Genomic DNA, 26,005 nt, shown 5'->3' on the forward strand with positions numbered 1-26,005 from the left:
TCTGATCTTTCTGCGCATGCATTTCTGGAGAATGTGCCATAGCAGAGGTTGAGACGACTAATGCGACAGCAGTTGCTACGATTGATTTAGATAACCACATATTTAATTCCTATTGATTGAGTTGAAATCTATTTAAGCTTAAGACTATTAAATCAGTTTAGATCATACCTTATTCATTCTATCTGGTAGATGACAATAAGATTACAATGTCGTCATCTTCACATCTTTGGATTTTAATGCGCAACGTATTCATTTAATATGGCTTCAGCGTTCGTGTCACGATCGCGTCCATATTTATCTACAAAATACTCTTCAGATTGTAAATGTTGATCTTGATGCTGAACCTGACAGGCCACTCTGGCATCGACATAGCTTTTCATCTGTATACTAGAAACCTGTGCATCATTGTGGTCTGCGTTTTTTGCAAAGCTAGTGACCGCATCACAATTACTGAGCACAGAGGCATCCAAGTTTGTAGTATGCGCATTTGCAGCTGACATTCCGATTAGTACCGAAAAAGACAACAGTGCGACATTTTTTAATGAACTATAACTTTTCATATAAAACCTTTTAAAAGATAAATAATTGGACGTTCAAGTGAAATAAGCATTTATAAATGCTTATTAACTACTGACACCACCACATAGAAGCAATCCGTATCAAAGCAAAGCGACTATGTATCGTTGGTTTAGAATACCAAATGCAGACTGACAGCTGAATGACGGGAACATGACATGTTTGTTAGAAATAACACAATGCTGTCATTTTTCTGCCATTAACAGCTAGCATCAGAATATATTTTTGTCCAGAGGGCACAGTTATGGCAAGAGCTTTTGATAAGCTAACAACGCTGGTGATAGGCTGTTGACAACTATAATAATATTAAGGAGAGAAACTATGAAAGTGCTGTTAGTAGAAGATGAATTGAAACTGGGAGAATATATAAAAAAAGGCTTAACCGAGGCTGGATTCATCGTTGATCATCATATGACGGGCCTAGATGGCTACCATGCGTTAATGATAGAAGAATTCAGTGTGGTACTGATGGATGTGATGCTGCCTGACGTCAATGGTTTTGAGCTAGTACAGCGCCATCGAGCAGCTGGCAAGCATACACCTGTTTTATTTCTAACGGCCAAAGATGATTTGAGCGATCGTGTTAAAGGTATTGAAATTGGGGGTGATGATTATCTGACCAAGCCTTTTGCCTTTGCTGAGCTGATTGTAAGAATAAAAAGCTTGTTGCGCCGTGCCAATCAAGCTGATTATAAAAGCTCCATCATACACATGGCTGATCTAAAAATGGACATTGCTAAACGCACCGTACATAGAGGTGATACTGCCATTAAATTGACCGCAAAAGAGTTCTCTCTGCTACAGTTTTTCTTAGAACGTCAAGGCGAAGTGCTGCCGCGCTCTGTTATCGCCTCTCAAGTATGGGATATCAACTTTGATAGTGATACTAACGTTATTGATGTTGCTATACGTCGCTTACGGATAAAAATAGATGATGGGTTTGGCACTAAGCTGATACATACTGTGCGCGGGATGGGCTACAGATTAGATGCGCTAGATACTAGCATTAGCGGAGACGATCCTGAATATAATGAACTATAGATTCAAAAATCGGCGCTGGCCACTGCTATGGCGAACTGTCTTCTTGTTGACAATATTCGTCGTAATTTCTCAAGTCATTATTTATATATGGGTTCAGCGCTCTGTTAGCGGTCACTTTGAACAAATGGACTCAGAAATCATTACTCATGCGGCATTTAATTTTCGTAAGCAAGTGATAGATGCTGCTGATCAAACAGCTTTACCAAATTCGACTGATTCTGCCATACCAGTAAGTGATGATCACCTGCATTCTTCTTGGCTTGACTATGATCTAAAAACCCTTATTGCTGATAAAAATGGTCAATTAATTTCAAGTAATCCTAGTAACTTTACTAATGAGTTTCCCAAAAATTTTAATTTATTGACCTTATGGCAAAATCATCATGAACAGCAGTTTGTATTGGCTATAGACAATAGGAATTACCGTGCCCTCATTATTCGAAATGATCAAATATTAGCGCTTATCGCGCTACCTATTGATGTTCACCATCAGTATTTATTACAATTTAACCGTCAGCTAAGTATGATCTTAATTGCGATCACGCTACTGCTGGTTTCAATAGCGGCATTAAGTGTTTATTGGGGGTTTGCACCTTTATCTACTATCGTCCAAAAGATGAAGGGTATCAATCCTGAACAATTGCATGAAAGAGTGGTTGTCAGTAACATGCCGCAAGAATTACGACCGTTAGCTGAGTCTTATAACTTAATGATGGAGAAACTTGAGAGTAATTTTGAATCGCTATCGCGCTTCTCAGATAATATCGCCCATGAGCTGCGTACTCCGCTAGCAACGCTTAGCACCCAAACTCAGGTGATGTTAAGCAAGACGAGAGACAGCGAAGAATATATCGAACAGCTACATCATCAGCATGATACGCTTGAGCAGTTATCAAGTCTGATCAATAATATGCTGCTGTTGGCAAAGACCCAAAAAGGGCTGACTGACTCACAACTGAATCGTGTTGACACTGAGTCAATGATCACTAAGCTTCTGTCTTACTACGAGATGATAGCAGAGGATCGTGATATATTTTTCGAGAAGATGGGCGATTTTCATGCCGTATTGGGAGATGAGAGTTTATTGCAAAGGCTGTTTGCCAATCTAATGTCAAATGCCATATATTACGCGGCAAGTGATAGCGTCATTACTATTGAGGCATCAACGGTTAAAGCGTCCATGCTGACTCATAGCGTCATGAGTGATCCACAACAGACAAAACAATCCGCTTTAAAGTCCTCATCTTTAAAACCATCATCTTCAAAACCACAACATTTAAAGATAGTATTCACTAATCGTTTAGATGAACCATTAACTCAAGTAGAGGCAGATAAACTGTTTGAACGCTTTTATCGTCATCCTAAAACGAATAATATGCATTCAGGAACAGGCCTAGGATTATCAATTGTTCAAGCTATTGCGCATGCTCATAACGGTCAAGTCAGTATTACTGTAAAAGATAATTATTACTTTCAAGTCAGTGTTGAGCTGTTAATGTCTGGATAGAGGAAATCAAACGAAGGCAATCTAAAAACGGAGTTGTTCTAAAAGCACTAACATTAAATACTTAATTCAGACCTAGTAACCTTATGTTCAAACCTAAAAAATCTATATAGTAGTTTCATTTTGTGAATTACAAATGGCAACAAGAGTTAAAACTAATCTTATATTATTCTCAATCACTGATTACTATCAGAAACTTTAAGCTTTTTTATGCTTATAACGCTAGAAAAAAGTCATTTTACAGGCTGGCTCGTAATTTTTTAGATGCTAACTACCTCTATAATAAGGTAATAGGAATATTAAGATTATAAATGAACACCAGTAGTAAATAAACTTTAGTAGCAGTAAAAAATGTTGTTAACGCTATACTAAATAAAGCGTTAACAACATTTTCGTATTTAGTATTTTTCTTAGGTAATGTAATGAAAATTAGGGTTTGATGTGATAGCTAAGAATAGAGTGAATGAGATTGTTAATACTATTTGGTAGAAAAGCGAATTGTGATTGCATCCTATATTAGATACAATAGTTTAATCAGGTCGATATAGATGTGAAGGCTTAAAAATAGACTCAACTCAAAAGGTAAAGTTTAACATGTTTACTAATCTTGACATTGATCACGGTTGCAGTATTAAAGAGCAAGTCTCTTACACCAACGACAACGATCACAAAAATAATCGCTTTCATTCTACCGAAATGCACGTTGTAAATTATGCCTTAGACACTAAAGACGGCTTAATTGATTACTATTTGTACAATAATAAATTTGATGTTAATAATGAAGAGTTTAAGTCGGCGGTTGATTTACAGCTTGATAAATACGTTGAAAACGGCGCTGAATTTGACTATATAAAAGCACGTGAGCTCACACAAAAAGGTTTTTTAGAATGGTATTTTGATGAAAGCAATTTACATAGAAAAGAAAATTCTTAATTAGCCTCGTCAAATAAATAAAGCCCCGCTATTAAAGCGGGGTTTTATTTATGAAAAAAAGAGGTTAACTTTTATATGAACGGACCCCCATAAGTTGGACAAAACTTATGGGGTTATTTTATGAAGTACGACATAGGGTAATCACCCCAACCATAAGACACCTAATAAATAGAATTAAGCTGCGTGGTTTAGTTTCTGTATAGGCGTAAAGCCGCCATTGCCCATATTAGGACGTTCGTTATTATAGTGATATAACCAGTCCTCTGCTTGCTGCCGGACTTGATCCAAAGTGGTAAACAACTCTTGGTTTAACCAGTCATACCTCATGGTTCTATTATAGCGCTCAACATAAGCATTTTGCTGTGGATTGCCAGGTTCAATATAACTGATTGTGATGTCTTGTTCTATCGCCCAGTCTTTGAGTGCATTACTGATGTACTCAGGACCGTTATCACACCTTATTTGAGTAGGACGGCCTCGGTATTCAATCAACCGGTTCAGACTGCGTATGACTCTTTGAGCGGGTAGTGAGAAGTCGATCTCTACCGTTAAGGCTTCTCGGTTGTAATCATCAATCACGTTAAACAGTCTAAAGGCTCTGCCATCAGTTAAAGCATCATGCATGAAGTCCATGCTCCAGCTTTGGTTCGGCGCTACAGGTACAGCAAGTGGTATTGGTTTGGCACGCTTAATGCGGCGCTTAGGTTTGATTCTAAGGTTCAATTCAAGCTCACAGTAGATGCGATACACACGCTTATGGTTGTATGGCAGTCCTAACACGTTACGTAAGCTTAAAAAGCATAAACCAAAGCCCCAGTTCTTATTCTGGGTGGTCAGCTCTATAAGCAAGTCGGCTATCTGTTGATTCTCATCAGAGGCGACTGACTTATGGTAATAGCCCGTCACGCTGATGTTAAAGATGTGGCAAGCCCTGCGAATACTGATGCCACGATCTTCAATGTAGTGACAAGCGAGTTCTTTGCGCCTTACTGGCGCTACCACTTTTTTGACATGGCATCCTGTAGGATGTCTGATTTAAGACACTCATCAGCATACATCTTCTTTAATCGAGCATTCTCAACTTCAAGCTCTTTTAGGCGAGTGATAAGCGCGGTATCCATGCCACCATACTTAGATCGCCAGTTATAAAAGGTGCTTTGGCCTACATTGTGCTCACGGCAGAGCTCAGTAATGGGCACACCCTGTTCTGCTTATTTGAGGATGTTGACGATTTGGTTGTCAGTAAAGCGTGACTTTTTCATGAGTTTCTCCTGCTGGTAGTTTAGCAGTTAATCTCTACTTCTAAGTGTTCTTGTTTTTAGGGGGGATTACCATATGAATATTAAGATCATAAATTAATGTGCGTTGTGACTAATTTTGATAGAAGTGAAAAAGGTTGCTAACGCTATATTATAGATAGTATTAGCAACTTTTCTTTGTTTAGCATTTTACTTAGGTGACCTCATTGATACTGGGGTTTATTTGTCGACCGAATTTATATTATCTGCTTTAGCATGACCTGTATCATAGAGAATTGCTCTAATAAGGGATATTCCCATTAGCACCATAACAAAACTAAAGGGCAATGCACCAATAACCATAGCAGTTTTAATCGCACCTAATCCTCCGCTTGTAAGCAGTACCCCAACAACTAATGCTAATATCACACCCCAAAAGATAATGTGTGAGCGACCTTTTGGACCTTCGTTACCACCTGAAGTAATAGTATTTATAACTAGAATTGCCGAATCTAAAGTGGTGACTAAGTAAGTCAATAGTAAGACCAAAACTAAAATTGCCATTCCCCAAGCGAAACCTGAGGACAGCATCACATCAAGCATTGCCAACAATTGAGCTTCTTGGCCCACACCTGAAATAGCATCACCAGCCGTACCATTGAGCGTTAAATCAATCGCTGTTCCGCCTACAACTGAAAACCAAATAAAACACATAAGAGCAGGTAGAATAACGGTACCGAATAGATAAGCACGAATACTACGGCCACGTGAAATGCGAGCAAAGAAAACACCAACAAAGGGACCAAAAGCAATCCACCATGCCCAATAGAACACTGACCAATCTTTTTGCCATGTGGCAAGTGTATCACCGACTTCCGTACCATCTGGCTGCCAAACAGTAATTAGTAGTTCAGGAAGAGCTACTACATAGTCAAATAGACCTAAGAAAAAAGCTTGTAAACCGAAGAATGTCGAACCGAATATTAAGAAAAATGCAAAAAGAACAAGACTTAAACCCATGTTTATATTAGATAGCCATTTTATACCTTTACCGACCCCAGAAAGAGCAGATAGCGTTGCTACCCCGACGATAACTACAAGCGCAACGATAATAGCTGCAGTTGACGACTTGCCATCAGCATTCAGTAACCAATCGCCCATTCCAACACGATGCATACTAGAAACAAATTGCTCAACCCCAAACCCTAATGTCTGTGCTACTCCCAAAATAGTGGCAATGACTGCGATAATATCGATTGTATTACCAAGCTTACCTGATAATTTTTGGCCAAATAATGGAGCAAGACCTGACCGAATGGTTAGGGGTAATTTACGTCGAAAAGAAAAATACGCCATAGACAATCCGACTAAGGAATAGCAAATCCATGCGCTGAATCCCCAATGTAGAAATGCCCATTTATAGGCATATCGCACATTATCGGCAGCAGAGCCAGTTGCCATACCCTGAATGACTTCAGGATTATTGGCAAAGTGATACATGGGCTCTGCGGTCGCAAAGGTTAACATACCAACACCTATACCTGCGCCGAAGATCATGGAAAACCATGAAAAGTTAGAGAACTCAGGCTTATCCCCTTGATCCCCTAAAATTAACTTTCCATAGCGCGGAATAACGGCCAGAACCAAAGCTAAAATCAAGAAAAAGGCTACGGAAAAGATATACCATATCGAAAAGTGATTGAGTAAGAAAGTATTGAGTGAGCCTAGTATAGCCATTGAGTTTTCGGGAAATATGACTGCCCAAATAATGAGCATACCAAGTAAAATTTTAGCGGTAATCGTAACGTCTTTATTAAACCCCTCATAAAAACCTTTGGTTGCGACTTTGATCGGCAAGTTAGTTAAAGGTCTTTTGTTTTTATCTTTCATGACTAATCCTTTAGATGGTTTTTCTTCCGTTTAAATAAGCATCAAGTTTCACGATCCGTCGAGTCACTTAATCCATATCATTTAGTTTAACTCGGTAAAAACTCACTACTCCAACTATCACTCAAATCTCCACTGGAAATACTTGCCTCAATTTCTGCCTCGCTATAGCCAAGTTCGCTCATTATTTGACGAGTTGATTGCCCAAATTTTTCAGGTCGAGAAAGCGCATATACGATGCTATTCGATGGACGAATAGCGTACGGATCAAGTTGTGTCACTTTATGACCACTTGGATGGTCCTCATAAATTGAAAAAGAATAACTACCACGATCAGTGCCTGGGTTACCATCCGCTATGTAACTATATTCAGCACGTAAAGCATTAAGATCCTCACAAATTACAGCAGCAATATCAGCAGCTTGTAAGCGCTCAACCCAATCATGAGCAGGCGATTTTTGAAAAGCACTAGACAAGAATGCAGCACGATCATTTTTGTCTAACTGGCTAAAACCTTCTAAGCCCTCAACGTTTTCAAAGTTTTTCACGTCAACTTCATAAGCGTTTAATAACAAATAATTCCCTGAAGAGGTATAGTAAAAGCGCGTCAACTCATCATGGCCGTTTGTTTCACGACCTGATGGCTCATCAAATAAACCACGCTTTTCAAAGTCATAGCAATATGGAATTTGCAGCAATGCACTATTCGCCACTAATGAAGTACGACCGCGTCCAATACGGCCGGTACGATATTTTTGATATAGCGCTACGCCAATACTCATTGCGCCACCAAAGCCACACATGACATCAATGGTACCAACGTGTGCATGTTCTTCAGGAGTATCCATAGCCCCGCCGCAACGCAACATGATGCCAGTAGAAGCCTGCACCACATCGTCATACCCTATGAAATCACTACACGGACCCTTACGGACACCACTAAAACAGTCAAGCTTGCAGAATATAGCTTCAGGATTAAGTGCTTTTAAGCCTTCAGCATCCAATCCCATTTTCATAATTTGTGTATCTGTTGCATTCCAAACAATAACGTCAACTGAACGAACTAACTTCTCAAACACTTCTCGTCCTTTTCCCTCACGAATATCAGCAAGTATTGAGCGTTTACCTACCATTTGAGACATACCATAAATGACGGTATTCCAACTGTCGTACAGTGGAGACGCAGAATCAAGCTTAATGACTTCTGCACCAAAACGTGCTAAATAACATGCCGAATGTGGCCCAGCAATAACATTACAAAGATCAAGTACCTTAATACCTTCTAACCAACCACGCTTTTCATTAGTATTACTGACTGAAGGCAACTTGGTTTTGATGCTCTTTAATTTTTTTAACGCGCCATCAAAGTCAATAGGTTGCGGAGGTTGCGGTTGCAACATCATCTCACCACTTTCTTCTAACCAAACAATTGGGCCTGGCTGAATCATCTTTCCATAAGTTGGATCTTCGACTTCAATCATTAGCCCTGTAGTTTCAGCATGATCATCATGGATCCATTCCTGTAACCAACGCTGTGGCGCCCCAGGAATACCCCGTTTCCCAAAAATCTTTTGCCACTCTTTTGATGTACGTATTAGAAAAGCAGCTTTCATTTTCTCAGCAATACGATCTGCCCAATGTTTTGGCATTGGATAAACACCAAGCGATGTATCAGACTGCCACTGACTAGAAGGTAAGTAAGTATCCTCCTCTTCAGTCAATCCTTCCTCAATTAATTCATCGTATAACCCCAATACTTTCAAACAACGCTTAGCGTGATATTTGTGACTGGGACATACCACGTAAAACATACGCCCATCTTTACACATGTAACTGCGGTAAAAAGGATCTAGCAGTTCTTGCAACTCTTCGTAGCCCATATTCATGGGAATACCTTCAACGCGACGGCGTTGAATTTCAACTTCACGTTGGGTTAAATAACGTTCAGGTAAATCTTCAATCTCTATTGAGTTGTAACAAAGGCCTTCCATTACAGCGGCGGCAAGAGGGACTTCAATAGCATCTCCGACTCCGCTTTGTTCTCGTGCTTGTAGAGCAAAAACGACTGCAGAACCTGCTAGCATTGCTCCATAAGCAGAGGGAAGTGGAAGGGGTGAAAACGATGGATTAATTCCCATTAACACCCGATTTAAACCCATGTCAGTAAAAACGCCTGAGCTCGCTGCTACAACACTTTCATAGGCACGTAGCTCACGGCGTTTTTCATCATTCGATGCAAATCCAGGGATTGACAGCGTAATCAGCTGCGGACGTTCTTTACGCAACTCAACCAGATCTAATCCCATTTCTGCCATTTTTCCAGAGCGAAAGCCTTCGATAACGATGTCACTTTCCAAAATTAATTCTCTAGCATGTGCCAACCCTTCATCAGTTTTCAAATCGAGTTTTAACATCAATTTATTGCGATTTAATACGGCGTTAGCTGGACTATCCCACTTTGGACCCGACGGTGGATCTACATGAACTACTGTTGCGCCTAAGTCGCCAAGCATCATACCTACAGCAGGACCCGCAATATATTGACCAAAATCGATGACTTTGACACCTATGAGTGGTAATTCAAAAGTTTCTCGCATAATTATCTATCCTTAGAATTTTATGGTACTACTATGAAAAATCAGAATTTAATGAGAGGCGACAGCATAGACACAAGTAGCTATCAAACTATATAGTCAGAGCGCAAGCAGTCCGGCCACTAATAAGAGGAATGAGAAGCAAACGCCAATTATTTAATCGAAAATATAAGCTAATACTGCTTATAGAAGCGGTTGCCCTTAAAAATCAGATTGTTAAGTTGGCATAGCGAATTGCTTTTCTTCACGCAATATCGCACTAGGCCAGCGTTGGGTAATGGTTTTGCGGCGTGTGAAGAATCTCACACCGTCGGGTCCGTACATGGCAAGGTCACCGAATAATGACCGTTTCCAACCACCGAAACTTTGAGACGCTACGGGTACTGGCAATGGGATATTGACACCCACCATGCCTACTTGGATGTTGTCTACAAAGTAACGAGCCGACTCCCCATCTCGCGTATAGATGCAAGTACCGTTGCCATATTCATGATCATTTATGAGCTCTATAGCTTCCTCCATAGTTTGCACACGCATGACCTGTAGAACTGGACCAAATATTTCTTCCTGATAACTACTCATTTGTTTGGTGACGTTATCTATTAAAGTAGGACCAACAAAGAAGCCGTTTTCATAACCTTCTGGTGCAGCATTAGATCCATCGATTACCAAGCTTGCTCCTTGATCAGCCGCACTTTTGATATATCCTAAGATCTTAGATTTATGGGCTTCGGTAATAACAGGACCAAAATCGTTGTTTTTGTTCGAGTGAACCCCAAATTTTAGCTCATGAATGGCAGGCTGTAGTGCAGCTATCATTTTATCAGCCGTCTCATCCCCTACCACAACAGCGACTGACAACGCCATACAGCGCTCACCTGATGAGCCAAAAGCTGCACCCAATAGTGAGGTAACCACATTATCCAAGTCCGCATCGGGCATCACAATAGCATGGTTCTTTGCACCGCCGAGCGCTTGGCAACGTTTGCCTTGTGCCGCCGCTGTGGTATAGATATATTCAGCAATAGGGGTAGACCCTACGAAGCTAACTGCCTTGATATCTGGATGATGCAAAATAGCATCGACGGCTGGTTTGCCACCGTTCACTACATTTAATACCCCATCAGGCAGACCTGCTTGTTGTAAAAGCTTAGCGATAAATAAAGTGGCGCTTGGATCACGTTCAGAGGGTTTTAAAACAAAAGTATTGCCACATACGATAGCCATAGGGAACATCCACAGTGGCACCATCACCGGAAAGTTAAAGGGCGTGATACCAGCCACGACACCTAACGGATGAAACTCACTCCAAGAATCGATGTCTGTCCCTACATTACGACTGTGCTCACCTTTTAATAGCTCTGGCGCTCCACAAGCGTACTCAACGTTTTCAATTCCGCGCTGTAGCTCGCCTGCCGCGTCATGACTGATTTTGCCATGCTCTTCACCGACTAAGCGACAGATCTCATCTGCATTTTGTTCTAGTAGCTCTTTGAATTTGAACATGACTCTGGCACGTTTCATCGGTGGGGTTTTACGCCACGCTGGAAAAGCAGCTTTGGCAGCAGCAACAGCCTCATCGATAGTTTTGGCACCACCTAAAGAGACGTGTTTGGTCACCTCGCCAGTGGAGGGATCGTAAATGGGCTGCGTTTGGTTGTCTTCAACGATCATATTACCGTTAATAAAATGTCCGACAGTTTGCATAGTATTTTTCCTTTTAAAGAGTTAGGGCTATCGATGGTTAAAAAGAACAGTGGATTAAAAAGTAAGGTATTTAAAAGTAAATCATGAATCTATTGGTTTGCTCAGGCGTCAGCACTACTATGGTCATCCCATAACAAGGTATAGAGTTGAATCATCTCTTCTAGACTTGGTATTCGAGGATTATTATTAGGAGAACCTGAGGCAAATGCTTGCTCACACATGGTGTTGATAAGCGCATCAAAGTCAGCTTTTACGACGCCGAATTGCTCAAGAGTAGGCACTTTAAGTTCTTTGTTCAGATCTTTTAGAAAAGTAACTAGATGGGCATTGGCCTGCATATCGGTGTCGCTATATTCAGCAACGCCTAAAGCACGGGCACAGTCGGCATAGCGATCAGGAGCACTTGATATACCGAACTCGGTGATGGTTGGTAGTAGCATCGCGTTGGACAAACCATGTGGGACATGGAAAAAAGCACCAATTGGTCGACTCATACCATGTACCAGTGCTACTGAGGAGTTACAAAAGGCAATGCCGGCTAAAGTAGACCCTAGCATCATGGCTTCACGTGCCGTCTCGTCTTTGCCATCATGATAGGCTGTTTGGATGTTTGGTCCAATTAGTCGCAGTGCCGCTAGGGCTTGTTGATCGCTATAGGTATTGCGTTTAGGGCTAATGTAAGCCTCAATAGCATGAGTCATAGCATCGATGCCAGTATCTGCAGTCGTTCTAGGGGGTACGCTTAAGGTGAGACTGTAATCAACAATCGCAGCTATCGGCATAAATCCCACGCCTACACATAAGAGCTTTTCGTTGCTGGTTTCATCAGTGATGATAGTGAAGCGTGTCACCTCTGAACCCGTTCCAGCGGTAGTCGGAATGGCGACGATAGGTAAGCCTGCTTCATTGACTTGACGGGGGAATTTATAATCACGCATCGCTCCGCCAAATTTGCCCAAAATGGCAATGGCTTTTGCACTATCAATAGGGCTACCGCCACCTAAGGCGATTAATCCGTCATAGTCCTGAGCTTTTACCAGAGCGACCCCAGCTTCGATAGAGCTTTCTGTCGGTTCTGGTACGGTATCCGCGAATACCTCAGCGATGATGTTTTCGCTGCTCAGAATTTTTTGTATTTGCTCGACATAGCCCAATTGCACCATCATATTATCGGTAATAATAAGCGGCTTTTTTATACCCAAACCTTCTAATATCGTCGGAAGCTTTTCACAGGCATCGCGACCGATTTCCATTATCCTTGGTAGAAGAATACTGTGTGACATACTGACCCATCCTTGTGTTGAATAATAGGATTGAGAGTGCCTTCACTCCTATTAATGTAGCAATTCCATTTGATATAAATTATATTTAATATAAATTGTATATCGATAAAAATCCTATCGATATGTAAATATATCAGAGTATTTTTATAATAACAATACGTAAACCCATTAATATTATCGTTATAATGGGTAAATTTATTTAATGTCATATGGTTAAGGATTTAAACTGAGCTATGAGTAATATTAAGGGAAAGGGCTCAAGCGTTGAGCGAGTTTTACAAATAGTGGAGATTTTGGCCGGCTCACAAAGACCTATGAGTGTCAGTGATCTAGCAGAAACGTTAGAAATACCTATACCGAGTATGTATCGGCTATTGGATCAACTACAGAATCTAGGATTTGTTCAATTAGATTTACCTGGAAAAGTAACGTGTGGTAAGCGTACCTATAAGCTGGCTATGGATTTATGGAGAAATAGTCATTTCAAAGCCGAAAGACTGGCAATATTGCAGCAGCTATCAGCGCAAATAGGAGAGACTGTAGGTATTGCACTTATGCAAGATCTAGACGTGGTTTATATTGATCGTGTTATGTCGGATTGGCCGTTGCAAATATTTTTACCCTCTGGCACTCATGTTCCCGTCTGGGCCAGTGCCAGTGGCAAATTATTATTATCACAGTTATCGAATGAAAAATGCGAACGCATCGTTGAGAAAATGTCGATACATGCTCTAACTACCAATACGCAAACAGATAAAAAGCAACTCATGCAAACGATTACAACAACACGCGACACTAAAGTTGGGATAGATAATGAGGAATTCATTCCAGGTATGGTAGCTTGTGCTGTCATGATTCCTAATGGTGATCAACAAGCATTTGCTACGGTGTTTACGCATGGTCCGACAGTGAGAAAAAGTCTAGACGAATTGTTGAGCTACGTGCCTCTTATGCGAGAAGCAGCTAATGAGTTATCCGTTGTTTTTAATCAAGACTATCAGTAAAATTATTGGCGATAAAATGATATTGCTTCTTAGCTATAATCATTTTATCGCACAAGCATTTGTGATCTAATATTTAAAATATAATGACATAAAATCTATGATCTGATTAAATTTTCATAACTCTTTGATAAAACCTAACAATGGCAGGACTGGCAAAGTAAACTCATGTCATTTTAGGGTATATGTTGATGGTAGCGATATTCCTGCATATTGCTGGGGCACTTAAACATTATTACTTAGATGCGCCCGAAGCAGACGTTCTACCTCGTATGCTGCCTATAAAATCACGTGACTAAGCTCTTTAAACTTAACACTTTAAATAGGTACTTTAAACTAAGCAATTTAAACTAAAACTTTAAAAACTATTCTTAATTCTACTTTTATAAATATAAGGTCAATACTATGCATTCATTACACTAGCTTCTAAAGTACCTACAATAAGTCATTAGATTTATCGTTAGGCTGTTTGATTGAAATGACCCAATTTGATCTTTATAAGATTGAAGGCAATGGTTGGTTTTAGCCAAATTGAGAATAGATATTGTAAATTAATCATGTAATATATTGAACTAACAATAAAAAACAATTTATTATCCAGACAATTTAATGATAACTACGACCAGTTAACTAAATATTTGCTTAAATAAATTGTTGGTATATTGGTTGGTATAATAAATTTATTAACATTTAATACTCTTAAATATCAATACGTTGGTTGCTTAGTTTAGTTGATACTGGGCCCACCATATTTAAACCCTGGTAAGCTACGTCTTACCAGGGTTTTTTATTGTCTAAAATTCGGTGCAGCCTAACAGTGTCGAATCTTTTCCTAACTTCGTTAATTAGTCATAACTCTTGCACCAATCTTTCTAACAACGTAATGGCACGCTCTTGTCTGACCTGAGTAACACCTTGTCCTGCCCATAATGACAGATGTTCTGCATCCTCATTTTTCGCAGCATTAGCACGCATCGGACTAGTCATTGCATTTAATTGTGGATAAGGCGGCAGTTCATCTTTTTTATCGAAAACAGCAAAATTAAGTAGATAATTATTTACAAGACCACGTGCCTGTTTGCCTGAAAACAGCCGAGTTAAGCGAGTTTCAGTACTCCGATTACCAAGACCTGCATCCAGTAAAGCCTGTGTATAGATGTCGTTAATGCCGGATTCATCGGTAGTCAAAAACGCAGTGCCAAGCTGAGCCAGCTGTGCTCCAGACGCCTGTACAGCCCTAATACCTTGCCCCGTCATTATGCCGCCTGAGGCAATCAAGGGAATATCCGTACAAGCACGCGTTTGCCCAATCAAAGTCAGCAAACCTAATGGATCGGCCTCGCTTTCTGGCAACCAACCACCACGATGTCCTCCAGCTTCCATCCCTTGTAAGCATACTGCATCCGCACCAATCTCTGCCCATGCCTGCGCCTCTAACGGATGATTGGCTGTACCTATAACGCAAGTCCCAAGCTGTTGTAAACGCTGTACTTGCTCAATACTAACAATACCAAAAGTAAAACTAACAACAGATACAGGATTTTCATAGAGTACTTGTAGCTGCTCAGCGAAACTTTGTGCTGGCCTATCAGGAAGCGCTGCTTCTATATGATGCTCTCTATAATACTGAGTAAGCCAATCTGGCATTGAGGTATCGAAAGTACTGGCATCATGATCTGATAGCACCATTAGATTAACCATAAAAGGTCGCTCAGTAAGCGTTTTTATCGCATCGATTTGGCTATTTAAAGCAGCTGGTGCGGTCATGCCTGCCCCTAACGAGCCAAGGCCACCAAAATTACTAACAGCAGCAATCAGTTCAGGCGTGGTTGCACCGCCTGCCATAGGGGCTTGAATAATAGGGTAAGTTATTCCAAGTTGGTCTAATAATTTCATTGGTTATGTGTCGCCTTTTAAGTATGAGTCGATGTATTATGATGATCTTAATCGGTTAGGCCTGGCAGCCTGACTCCAAACAACCCAGTCTCCAATATAGTCGTGGCAGTTCAAAGAGTATGGCTAACAAAGGCAATTAATATACCCGAGAATTCAAGCTTGAAGCCATTACCCTAAGGTTGATGCTGAATTTATTTTCCGAAACGCGCCAACCACTCTTTCAAGCCACCAATATCAAACGCTTGTGCGCCGTAGCCAATAGTAAGCAAGTCCTCAGGTAAGTATTCATCAAACTTCTCAACCAGTTTATTAGGTACGGTTTCGGCCAGCTCGATAGCAGATAGCAGTGGCTGAGCGGCAAGCTTTTGTAAAAACTGATGGATTTGAATCGAATCAACTTCATTCACGCGAATGACACCTGCATAAACCTCAACGATAAAGTCATGTCGTATCAGTAATGCCACTAAGGTGTTCACGACCTTATCGCCACGCCACATAAATATATAGCTATTGCCGTCTTGGTCTATAACTGGCTGGTTATTCAAATCGTACCTTCTAAAAGTATCGATACTTTCTGAGAACAGTTGCCTTGCCGTCTCATCAGCAAAATCTACGTAATGATTACCCACTTGAATACGGTAATCGCCGTTGCTTAATATCTCATACATCTCTTGACGGACTCGGTCATGTATCGACATGCCACCGCCGCCAAAAGCGGGAGGCTTGCCACCACCTTTGACAGAGATGACATCGACCACCTTTTTATCCATGTCGATATCTTTGACTTGCCAGCGTCTACCGCCAAAAATAATATATTGCTCAGGTATTAGCATGGTTTCGACAGGTAAGGTACCAAGCGTTCTGTTACCCGTCACGATACGATACTCCTCTAGGGTTTTAAACACTGCATAAAAAGTATAATGACCGACAATGCGTTCACCAATAATCCCTAATACCAATTGCTGATTACCAAGCTGGGTAAGCAATTGCATCTGCCCCATCTGGATAAGCAGCGACTTAAAGTGCACCGGTTGTATTTGCTGAAACGGTCCTTGTTTACATAGCAGCATATAGAGCTGGTCAGCACGAATACCGCCCCATTGACCGATAGTCGCCAGCACTTGATGTAATAGCGTTGAGAAATGATACAGCGAGGTATCGGCAGGCTCAAACCACTTACTGATAATCAGCAGTCGTATCATCGCCAGTGACTGAATTAACTTAAGACGTAGCCTGTCAATTAGATTTGTGTCCTTATCAATTTCGTCTTCAGTGATAAGCATTCTTAGTACCGCTGAATCGCCACGTCTGCCTGAACGCCCAAGCCGCTGCCGCAAGCTGGCAACAGAATGCGGTGCCGTCACTTGTACAACCGTATCAACCTTACCAATATCAATCCCCAGCTCTAAAGTCATGGTGCATATAGCAGTGGTCGGTAGTGCTTCTTTTTGCAGTCGTTTTTCTAAGCTTTCTCTCAGCTCTTTTGACAATGAGCCATGATGAGGAAAAAATTCATTAGGAACAATATTACGCTCACACAAATCACTAAGCTCTGTCGCTATCATCTCTGTGCGCTGACGACTATTGGCAAAAACCAGATGACTTCCACCCCGGCAAAACCGGTATAAATCAGCACAAACTTGCGCCTCGGCGGTATAAGGGGGCTCAATACCCATATTCTTAGCATCAGGGTTTTCAACATTAATGTTTTTAGAGTCTGCTTCAAGCGCCAACTTACTTGGCTGCACATAGCCCTTTACTTGTACCTTAATGCTAGCTGTTGCCTCATCCTCTTCAATGATGACGCAAGGTAGTGACTGATTAGGTCTCAGTGACTTCGGTACGCTTCCTAAATCTCCTAACGTCGCGCTTAATGCGACCCGTGGAATAGGTGAATCCAAACGTTCAGTGAGGTGCTCAAGGCGCGTTAATAATGACAATAAGTGCTGACCACGCTCGCTACCTAAGAACGCATGAAACTCATCAATAACGATATATTTTAAGCTGCCAAAAGCTTGCTTTACCCAGCCTGCATCTCGAACTAATAATGATTCAAGTGACTCAGGAGTAATCAGAATAATGCCTGATGGTGACTTTTTTTGTTGCTGTTTTTTACTGCGCGGGCTGTCACCATGCCAAGGTGTTACTTGCATATCGAGTAATTCGGCTAAGCTCTCTAGCCTGCGATATTGATCATTGATTAGTGCTTTTAACGGGCTAATATAGAGAATCCCTACTCCGTTACTCTCGCCCTCTTTTCCATGTCGGTCTGAATTTTGTCCATCATCTGACTTAACAAGGACACTACACGCTGGCAAGAAGAATGCTTCCGTCTTGCCAGCAGCCGTTGCCGCGCTGATAAGCACGTCGGTCTTCCCAGATAAAATGGGGGCAATTGCTTTGGCTTGTACCTCGCGTAATCCATGCCAACCTTGATTAAATATCCAACGTTGAATGCGACTATCTAGCTGAAGGTGGGCATCTCTCAAGGGTAATCTCTCATCTACTTTGTTAGGGTCGCCAACGGCTTATAGCTTAAAATCGGCAAGTCCGTCTTCTTCATTCGTGCCACCAATACCGCTCATATCAATCTCCATATCGGATGGCATTTCAGGGTCAATAGATACTGAGGTAATGAGCTGATGCCATGAAATATCTGGGTTTTGGTCGATGACGGCTAACATATCCAAAAATGCCTTGATAGTATTACGAGGCGTTCTAAAATAAGCATCGCCAATCGTTTGACTACAATGCTGTAAAAAGGCTTGTAGCGATTCATCAGGTACTAAATATTCAGACTCATCACCGCCTGCATAGACGTGACGCAGGTTTTTGAGCAAAATGTATAGCTCTTCTGGCGTAAGGCTCGCCAAATGTAGTGCTGGTGACGAATAGTCAATGACCCCTGCCTGCTTGGCAAAGCTATTATCGGCTAAGCGCGTTTGTAAGGCATCATAGCTATACAACCCTTTTCGTGGATCAAGTAAGAACTCAGGCGTGCCGCCTAATAAAAATCCTAGATGCTCAGCGGTACCTTGCAGGCAGTCATTTAGAATACGTAGGATCTGCTCATAATTCGCTTGGCGTGCTTGGGTACTATTGAGCTTATATAAGTTAACCATCTCATCAAGATTGACCAGCAGCCCTTGATAGCCTGCTTGCCTTACAAATAAGCTCATCAATTTGAGGGCATCATAAAAGGAGGCGTCAGATATGATAGTACGCACGCCCAAGTCTCGTCTGGCATCAGTCTTAGTCGAGTACTCTGCTCGCAGCCAACGAATGGCATTCACTTTTAACTCATCATTACCGTCTTCGTGACCCTGCCAATAGGCTTCGATAACCTTAGCAAAATCATAACCGCCAACCAACTCCGTCAATTCGGCTAGCTTATGCTGGATGACATCGCTAATAGCCTCACCCGTGCTATCCGCTTGTTTGCGCGCTTCGGTAATAAAACGTTCAACCACACTGGCTAACCCATTACCATCCGGTTTATTACGAGTAGATAGATTACGCATAAGCTCAGAATATAAATTCCTTGCTTGTCCTGACGATGCTTGGATACGTCTATCAGGTGATAAATCAGCATTAACAGTGACCAGTTTACGCTCAAGCGCAATCGCCCTTACCACACTCAGAAAAAAGGTCTTGCCTGAACCATACTCACCAATAATAAGTCGAAATGCTGAGCCACCATCAGCAACGCGTTCAATATCACTAATTAACGCTTTAAGCTCATTGATGCGCCCGACTTGGATATGCTGGATACCGACCTTGGGAGTGACTCCTGCCTTCAATGACTGAATAATAGCGTCACGCTCTTTTGCTCTGATTTTTTTACTGGCCATTGTTTATCCTTGCTAGTTTTTAGAATTGGTTTTTATATTTAACCCAATGTTTTTAACTCTTCGACAATCTCAAAATCAATCACTACCTCATCATCATCTTCGAATACCGGCGCATCGACATTATCATAAGCCCAATCGTTAATAGTTTCGATAGCGCCATTTATCATCAGGTTTAGTGACTCACATAGTGCTTCAATTTCTGCTCGCTGCCATACTTCTTTGCTAATCAACTGCTGATATAGCCTGCTATGAATACTATCTAAACCTTTGGTAACGGACTCGTTAGCGGCATTAATGTCAGTATGGTTATCTACTTGTTCATTAGGTAGTAACTCACTATCTGTTCCCAGATCGTCATTATCTGCCGCAAATATGCTGGCCAGCATTGCTTTAGCGTCACCGGTTTCACTTTCATACGAGGCTAATAATTCCGCATCAAAACTAAATGACTTATTATTATGGCTATTGTCATTGGCACTCTTCTGCTGTGCTGCATCACTCAACGTTGTGGTTACCTTTTTAGCGGTGGTCAAATGATGAATGTCGCTAACCGCAGACGTTTTATCAAGTCCTAAAGCCTGATATAACTTTTCAATTTGTTTGATTTGACCGGGTTCGACATTACCATTAGCTAAAGCAACCGAGATAATGAAGCGACTAATAAAACTAATATGTGGGTCATCAAGCGTCGCCAGCTTTGCCTTTAGACCTGCCATATTGGACGGGGTATTTAGTCGCCATAGCAGGTAAGCCGTGAGTGATGCTTGTTCAATGGTGGTAAGCTGAGTATCTCGATCGATAATTGTCAGCAGCGTCTCTACTTCTCTTTTATCAACACAACCGTTAATGGTCGCCACCATTGCCCCCAATCTCAGCGCCAAACTGACTTGATAAAAAGACGGATTCGGTTGAAAATCTTGTCTATGGCCACCCTCAAATAGCACCACATAACCATCGAGCTTAAGACTGGTCTCATGATAACGTTGATCTGGGACAATACCAAACCCTGCTAACTCCGCTAAATTTACGATAAGCTCATTCTGTTTTTTAGTCAGTGACTTAGTTGAGGCTTGCGGTAGCGGCTCGTCTGAATGTGCCCATAACTCTTTCGTCGTCGTCAGCCCTTCGTCATTTTGTATAACAGACTCAGCCCATGTTTGAAATTTTTGTATCACTGCATATTTTTCTTGATGCGCTTGCTGCTGAATAAGCGCTGGTGGCAGCAGCATAATGGCGGCTATATCGCCTTCAGAGTGGCCTTCTTTACCCAAATAGCGACTATAGGCATCCAAAGTATAGTTGCATTGTTCTGCAATCGCTATCAGCTTTTTGATAGGGGCTTTCAGACCGCTTGGGTCTGGCAAATCAGCGAGGGTGAGGTCGATGCTTACAATTGAGCGACTGGCCGCATGATAGCTGACCTTCAATTTGGTTTTGTTAGGAGGGACGATAAACCCACTCAGATAGGTTTGCTGATAAATGATATCGAATAAGGCTTTGAACGCTTCTTCGCAGCGTTTGGCCGGGGTTTTAAAATTATATTGATCAGAAAATACCAACCAATCCCAAGCTAAAGTCGCAGGAATAGCTGATTTTAACGCGACTGTTTTGGCTAAACGCAACTTGAATTTTAGATTCTGGCTGCTAGCTGGTGGTGGTGGCAACAGTTGCGCGGCTCTTTTCTTATCTTCAAACAAGGGTGAGCGGATAAGGGACATAAACTCTAAAAAACGAACTGAATAGTTGTTAAAGGAGGACTGCTTACCATAAACATTATGCAGTCGTAATAACTCATTATAGATAGAGATAAACTCGTCGTCAGAAACGGTATCATTATTAATATTTTCAATAATTCTACGCTCAAAGCCGCCAAAGTAGATAAACACATAGCCGATAGGCGTGTTGAGATGCGCGCGGTCTGATGCCAACCAGTCTAGATAAGCACCGCGACAGGCCGCTGACAAGCGCTCATAACTTGGCCAGTAGCCAAGCGACTCATCACTATAGATCGGCGAGATGCGGTGTATGATTTTAGGCGGACGCACCAGCAGCGCCTCATTTATCAATGAAGGCTCAGTAATATGACCGACTAAGGCCTCAAGGTGCGTGCCTGCGTAATAAAACCCGCGCGCTATTTGACGCTTATTGATCGTAAGGGCTTCATGCTCTGTGACCCAGCGCCCTAATTTTTGAGTCGCTGCAGCAGCCTTATAGGTGGGTTTATTAGAGGAGAGAATAAAAGTCGCCAGCTCATCCACACTATCATCATTATTATTATGATTCTGTTTTCTGGTCTTATTTTGGCTATGTTGATGACTTCGGCTACTTTGGATATTCGCACTGGCAAAGTTATTGGGATTAGCCACTTTCGGACTGACCACGGGCTCGTCATTGCGGGCAGACGGCTTTATATCAGGCGGCAATCTTATGAATTTAGTGTGCCCTGTTTTATAACTTTGAGGCTCATACTTTTTTTTGAAAAGAGCAAGTACATCTACAATAAAATTTTTCATTACCTATAAAATCCATACTGAGTTGCTTGCAAAGCAAAAAATGGCGACACTGAATTAACACCCATTAATTAACTGTTAGTAAAAGAGTGCTCATTTTAGCAACAAACGTAAGGCATCTAGTTTGTTTATTTGCAATTCATTTATTTAGAGTCTTATCTATTTACAATAGGTAGACAAGCATAGCTATAGTCGGCACACTTTAAAACGGAGACAGCGCATTAAAGAACTTGAGCGTGAAAATAAATCACTAAAACAAGCCAACGAAATCAAACGCATATGACAAGATAGTAAACGCCGTTATGGTGTTCGTAAGGTTTAGCACTGAACTGCTTGAAGTATATTAAAGGCTAGGTAGTTATACCAGATCGCTGAATCAAATAAAACTGTCTCACTTCTCATGAATATCCATTAAGTAATTATTTTAACACTCTCATGAAACACAGAAATCTTCCTCAGAGTAATTGAAGTCAGCAAATTTGTGACATCTAATACAAATACCAAAGCTAAAATTGCCCAATAGCTTGAAACTACTTTTAGAATAAAATTGATTTATTCTAATATGTCTGTATTATTGGACATATGGAAATAACTAATGCAATCGCCAGCTTTGCTGCGCTATCTCAAGACACTCGCTTAAAGGCATTTAGATTGCTGGTCAGTCATGAGCCTGATGGGCTGCCTGCCGGTGAAATTGCCCGTCAACTGTCTGTACCTCATAATACGATGTCCGCTCATCTAGCAGTGTTATCGCGAGCTGGATGGGTCCTCTCGCAACGCCAAAGTCGTCAGATTGTCTATCGCGCTTCATTGTCGCATATGGAAGCAGTCGTTCAGTTTCTATTGCAGGACTGCTGTGCTGGGCATCCGGAATTGTGTTCCTCTCTTATAGATCGTTTAAGTAGCTGTGATATCAATAAAACCAACAACTGAATTGTTAATCTAGTCAAGAATCAGACCCATAAATACACTAACGATAACATCAATAATAATAACTGAGGTCACTATGACATCGCTCATTTTTCACAATCCCAACTGCGGTACTTCTCGTAATACTTTGGCCATACTAAGAGCTTCCGGTGAACAGCCTAATGTGATTGAATATCTCAAAACACCGCCCACTCGTGAGTATCTGATCGAGCTACTAACGTTAATGAGTATTGCACCACGAGATCTGCTACGTCGTAAAGGCACACCTTATGAGGATCTGGACTTAGACAATCCAGCGTTATTTGATGATCAGCTCATTGATGCTATGGTTGCGCACCCTATCTTAATCAATCGTCCTATTGTCGTCACAGATAAAGGCGCTGCCTTATGCCGACCTTCAGAGCGGGTTTTTGAATTATTGAATAATCCAGTAACTACTTTCAAAAAAGAAGATGGAGAAGTCATCCAATTTGATAAAGACAATGCCATACATTCATCTATCGATTTGATTGACTTACCCAATATCGATCCAGAGAATATGCGCTCAATCGACATTGACTCCTTAATTGGCCCAAACGACCTTAGATATCCTCCAAAAATATTGGTGTTATACGGTTCCCTTCGTGAACGCTCATTTTCTAAACTGGCCGCGCAAGAGGCGAGCCGTCTACTACGTTGGTATGGTTGTGAAGTTCGTACCTTTGATCCCGCCGGCCTACCATTACCTGATAGTACCGATGCCGATCATCCTAAGGTGCAAGAATTACGTGAGCTGGCAGCGTGGTCAGAAGGCATGCTATGGGTAAGTCCCGAGCGCCACGGCAGTATCACCAGTATCATGAAAGCGCAGATTGACTGGATTCCACTATCGCTAGGAGGCGTGCGTCCTACCCAAGGTAAGACGCTTGCCGTGATGCAAGTCAGCGGTGGCAGTCAGAGCTTTAACACCGTTAATCAGCTACGTATTCTGGGACGCTGGATGCGCATGATTACCATACCCAATCAATCCTCTATCCCCAAAGCCTTTTTAGAATTCGACGATGATGATCGCATGAAAATATCGCCACTGTACACTCGCATTGTCGATGTGTGTGAAGAGTTGGTTAAATTCACGTGGATGACTCGAGGGCGCTCAGCATATCTCACCGATCGCTATTCAGAGCGAGTAGAAAACGCTGAAGAAGTATCACAGCGCGTCAACCAAAAACCTATCTAACATTTAACCTCTTCAATGTCATTGTTTTATTAAGGCGACTTCATGTTAGCACTAGCGATTTTTATCGTCACTTTGACCTTAGTCATTTGGCAGCCTAAGGGTATTGGTATTGGATGGAGTGCGGTTGGTGGGGCGTTAGTCGCCTTGCTATTTGGCGTGGTTCAATGGTCGGATATTGCTATTGTATGGAATATTGTGTGGGATGCAACTTTCACCTTTGTAGCGCTTATCATCATCTCATTAATATTGGATGACGCTGGATTTTTTGGCTGGTCGGCCCTCCATGTCACGAAATGGGGCAAGGGTCAAGGTCGGCGACTGTTCCCCATGATAGTGATTTTAGGGGCGTTCATTGCGGCTTTTTTTGCCAATGATGGTGCAGCCCTACTGCTAACGCCTATTGTTATCGCTATTCTGCTGCGTCTTGATTTTCCGCCAAAATCAGCCTTAGCATTTATCATTGCCACTGGTTTTATTGCAGATACCGCCAGCCTACCGTTAGTCACCTCTAATTTGGTCAATATTGTTAGTGCCAATTATTTCGATATAGGTTTCGGACGCTATGCTTCGGTCATGGTGCCGGTGAATATTGTATCTGTGATAGCGACTTTACTGGTGTTGTGGGTCGTTTATGCTCGCCACATTCCAAAACACTATTCAACCGCTGACCTCATTTCACCACAATCTGCCATCAAAGACCCTTTGGTTTTTCGAGCCGCCTTTCCGCTTTTGGCTCTATTACTGGTGGCTTATTTTGCGACTGAGTCGTTAGGTATCCCTATTTCATTGGTGACCGGAACAGCGGCGTTACTGCTTATGGCGATTGCAGGACGCTTTTGGCAAGGTGGTCGAGGTGCCATTGTTTCTATACCAGATGTCCTGCGTAAAGCCCCTTGGCAAATCGTACTTTTTTCAATAGGCATGTACTTGGTTGTTTATGGTTTGGGTAATGCTGGACTAACCGCATACGGCGCGCAAATACTCAACTGGTTAGGGCAACAAAGCGATGTCGTTGCCACGTTAGGAACTGGATTTCTCTCTGCTATCGTAGCCTCAGTCATGAACAATATGCCATCAACCCTCATCGGTGCACTCGCCATTGACCATGCACAAGTACCCGCAGCGACGCGCGAGCTGATGATTTATGCCAATGTCATTGGCAACGATTTAGGGCCAAAATTCACGCCTATTGGCAGTCTAGCGACCTTATTATGGTTACATGTACTCGCAGAAAAAAACTACAAAATTAGCTGGGGTCAGTATATGAAAATTGGACTAGTCATTACCCCACCCGTATTATTAGCAACCCTTTTAGCCTTAGTATTTTGGTTACCTGTCATAAACGGATAAATCGGTTATCAAGCGTTTGAGTAAGATATGATTTTCTGCTAGCTGCTGACCAATCGACTTATTATCTAAATTGATCGCAATCAATACCTCACCTCCTATGGTAGAAATGCCATATAATCTTCTACAGTCAGTTCAAAATAAAAGAGGTTGTTACCTTAGTGTTTAAGCTATAATATATAAATGAGAATCATTCAAATTAACAGCGTTAATAAGTGTCATTATTAGGTCTATATTGTTAAGTTAAATGGTTAGTTCAAGATAAAACTCTATCAGACGAACCCATTACCTAGGAGTCACCATGAGCCACTTAGTTATTCCGAGCCATTGGAAAATAAAACGTTCTACTCATTTTTTTACTAAGCTTAGATTAACACACCAAGTGCAACGCTAAATGATGTTATAGAATACCTGATTTGGTGTTTTGAATCCCAATCGTTTTCTTGGTCTGCTATTTAATCTGTCCTCAATGGCTTGTACCTCATCATCGG

Annotated in this window: 16 protein-coding genes and 2 pseudogenes; 8 read left to right on the forward strand and 10 right to left on the reverse strand. The window is 41.6% G+C overall.

Features of this window, described 5'->3' with window-relative positions; genetic code table 11:
- Positions 1–233: 233 nt before the first annotated feature.
- Complete coding sequence (locus JMX97_RS12425; protein WP_201558599.1) at positions 234–560, reverse strand: hypothetical protein; 327 nt, start codon at positions 558–560, stop codon at positions 234–236.
- A 337-nt stretch (positions 561–897) separates the two neighbouring features.
- Here JMX97_RS12425 and JMX97_RS12430 point away from each other — a divergent pair, with 337 nt between their 5' ends.
- The 3 genes from JMX97_RS12430 to JMX97_RS12440 all read left to right on the forward strand — a co-directional run bounded on the left by JMX97_RS12430 (position 898) and on the right by JMX97_RS12440 (position 4,054).
- Positions 898–1,617, forward strand: a complete 720-nt coding sequence (locus JMX97_RS12430; protein WP_201558600.1) for a heavy metal response regulator transcription factor — start codon at positions 898–900, stop codon at positions 1,615–1,617.
- A complete protein-coding gene (locus tag JMX97_RS12435; protein WP_201558602.1) occupies positions 1,607–3,124 on the forward strand; it encodes an ATP-binding protein in 1,518 nt (505 codons plus the stop codon). Before JMX97_RS12430 ends, JMX97_RS12435 begins: the two co-directional genes overlap by 11 nt.
- A gap of 591 nt (positions 3,125–3,715) precedes the next feature.
- Positions 3,716–4,054, forward strand: a complete 339-nt coding sequence (locus JMX97_RS12440) for a hypothetical protein (RefSeq protein WP_201558604.1) — start codon at positions 3,716–3,718, stop codon at positions 4,052–4,054.
- A gap of 174 nt (positions 4,055–4,228) precedes the next feature.
- Here JMX97_RS12440 and JMX97_RS12445 read toward each other — a convergent pair.
- From JMX97_RS12445 to JMX97_RS12465, 5 genes and pseudogenes are all read right to left on the reverse strand, one after another.
- Positions 4,229–5,316: pseudogene (locus tag JMX97_RS12445) on the reverse strand (IS3 family transposase).
- A 216-nt stretch (positions 5,317–5,532) separates the two neighbouring features.
- A complete protein-coding gene (locus JMX97_RS12450; protein WP_201558606.1) occupies positions 5,533–7,182 on the reverse strand; it encodes a BCCT family transporter in 1,650 nt (549 codons plus the stop codon).
- Positions 7,183–7,268: 86 nt separating this feature from the next.
- A complete protein-coding gene (locus JMX97_RS12455) occupies positions 7,269–9,776 on the reverse strand; it encodes a CoA transferase (RefSeq protein WP_201558608.1) in 2,508 nt (835 codons plus the stop codon).
- Between the two features lie 213 nt (positions 9,777–9,989).
- Complete coding sequence (locus JMX97_RS12460) at positions 9,990–11,480, reverse strand: CoA-acylating methylmalonate-semialdehyde dehydrogenase (RefSeq protein WP_201558610.1); 1,491 nt, start codon at positions 11,478–11,480, stop codon at positions 9,990–9,992.
- A gap of 101 nt (positions 11,481–11,581) precedes the next feature.
- Complete coding sequence (locus JMX97_RS12465) at positions 11,582–12,763, reverse strand: iron-containing alcohol dehydrogenase (protein ID WP_201558611.1); 1,182 nt, start codon at positions 12,761–12,763, stop codon at positions 11,582–11,584.
- A 233-nt stretch (positions 12,764–12,996) separates the two neighbouring features.
- On the opposite strand from JMX97_RS12465, the gene JMX97_RS12470 reads away from it, so the two are divergent.
- Entirely contained in the window at positions 12,997–13,767 is a 771-nt protein-coding gene (locus JMX97_RS12470) for an IclR family transcriptional regulator (protein ID WP_201558613.1), read from the forward strand.
- 846 nt (positions 13,768–14,613) lie between these two features.
- Here JMX97_RS12470 and JMX97_RS12475 read toward each other — a convergent pair.
- From JMX97_RS12475 to JMX97_RS12490, 4 genes are all read right to left on the reverse strand, one after another.
- Positions 14,614–15,660 carry an NAD(P)H-dependent flavin oxidoreductase gene (locus JMX97_RS12475; RefSeq protein WP_201558615.1) on the reverse strand — a complete coding sequence of 349 codons (1,047 nt, stop codon included), beginning with the start codon at positions 15,658–15,660 and terminating at the stop codon, positions 14,614–14,616.
- 191 nt (positions 15,661–15,851) lie between these two features.
- Positions 15,852–18,149: a DEAD/DEAH box helicase gene (locus tag JMX97_RS12480; protein WP_201558616.1), complete on the reverse strand. Its 2,298-nt coding sequence runs from the start codon at positions 18,147–18,149 to the stop codon at positions 15,852–15,854.
- A 39-nt stretch (positions 18,150–18,188) separates the two neighbouring features.
- The gene (locus JMX97_RS12485; RefSeq protein ID WP_201558617.1) at positions 18,189–19,511 is read right to left on the reverse strand and encodes an ATP-binding protein; all 1,323 of its coding nucleotides are present in this window, start codon (positions 19,509–19,511) and stop codon (positions 18,189–18,191) included.
- 38 nt (positions 19,512–19,549) lie between these two features.
- Positions 19,550–22,024 (reverse strand): TerB N-terminal domain-containing protein, encoded by a 2,475-nt coding sequence (locus tag JMX97_RS12490; protein WP_201558618.1) that lies wholly within the window; start codon positions 22,022–22,024, stop codon positions 19,550–19,552.
- Between the two features lie 579 nt (positions 22,025–22,603).
- Here JMX97_RS12490 and JMX97_RS12495 point away from each other — a divergent pair.
- From JMX97_RS12495 to JMX97_RS12505, 4 genes and pseudogenes are all read left to right on the forward strand, one after another.
- The gene (locus JMX97_RS12495; RefSeq protein WP_201558619.1) at positions 22,604–22,954 is read left to right on the forward strand and encodes an ArsR/SmtB family transcription factor; all 351 of its coding nucleotides are present in this window, start codon (positions 22,604–22,606) and stop codon (positions 22,952–22,954) included.
- Between the two features lie 73 nt (positions 22,955–23,027).
- A pseudogene (gene arsC, locus JMX97_RS13840) lies at positions 23,028–23,360 on the forward strand (arsenate reductase (glutaredoxin)); the annotation flags it as partial.
- A gap of 99 nt (positions 23,361–23,459) precedes the next feature.
- Positions 23,460–24,167, forward strand: coding sequence for an arsenical resistance protein ArsH (arsH, locus tag JMX97_RS13845; RefSeq protein ID WP_265089463.1), 708 nt, complete (start codon positions 23,460–23,462; stop codon positions 24,165–24,167).
- Positions 24,168–24,209: 42 nt separating this feature from the next.
- A complete protein-coding gene (locus tag JMX97_RS12505; protein ID WP_201558626.1) occupies positions 24,210–25,517 on the forward strand; it encodes an arsenic transporter in 1,308 nt (435 codons plus the stop codon).
- Positions 25,518–26,005: the final 488 nt, after the last annotated feature.

This window comes from Psychrobacter sp. 72-O-c (genome assembly GCF_904846605.1).
Taxonomy (GTDB): domain Bacteria; phylum Pseudomonadota; class Gammaproteobacteria; order Pseudomonadales; family Moraxellaceae; genus Psychrobacter.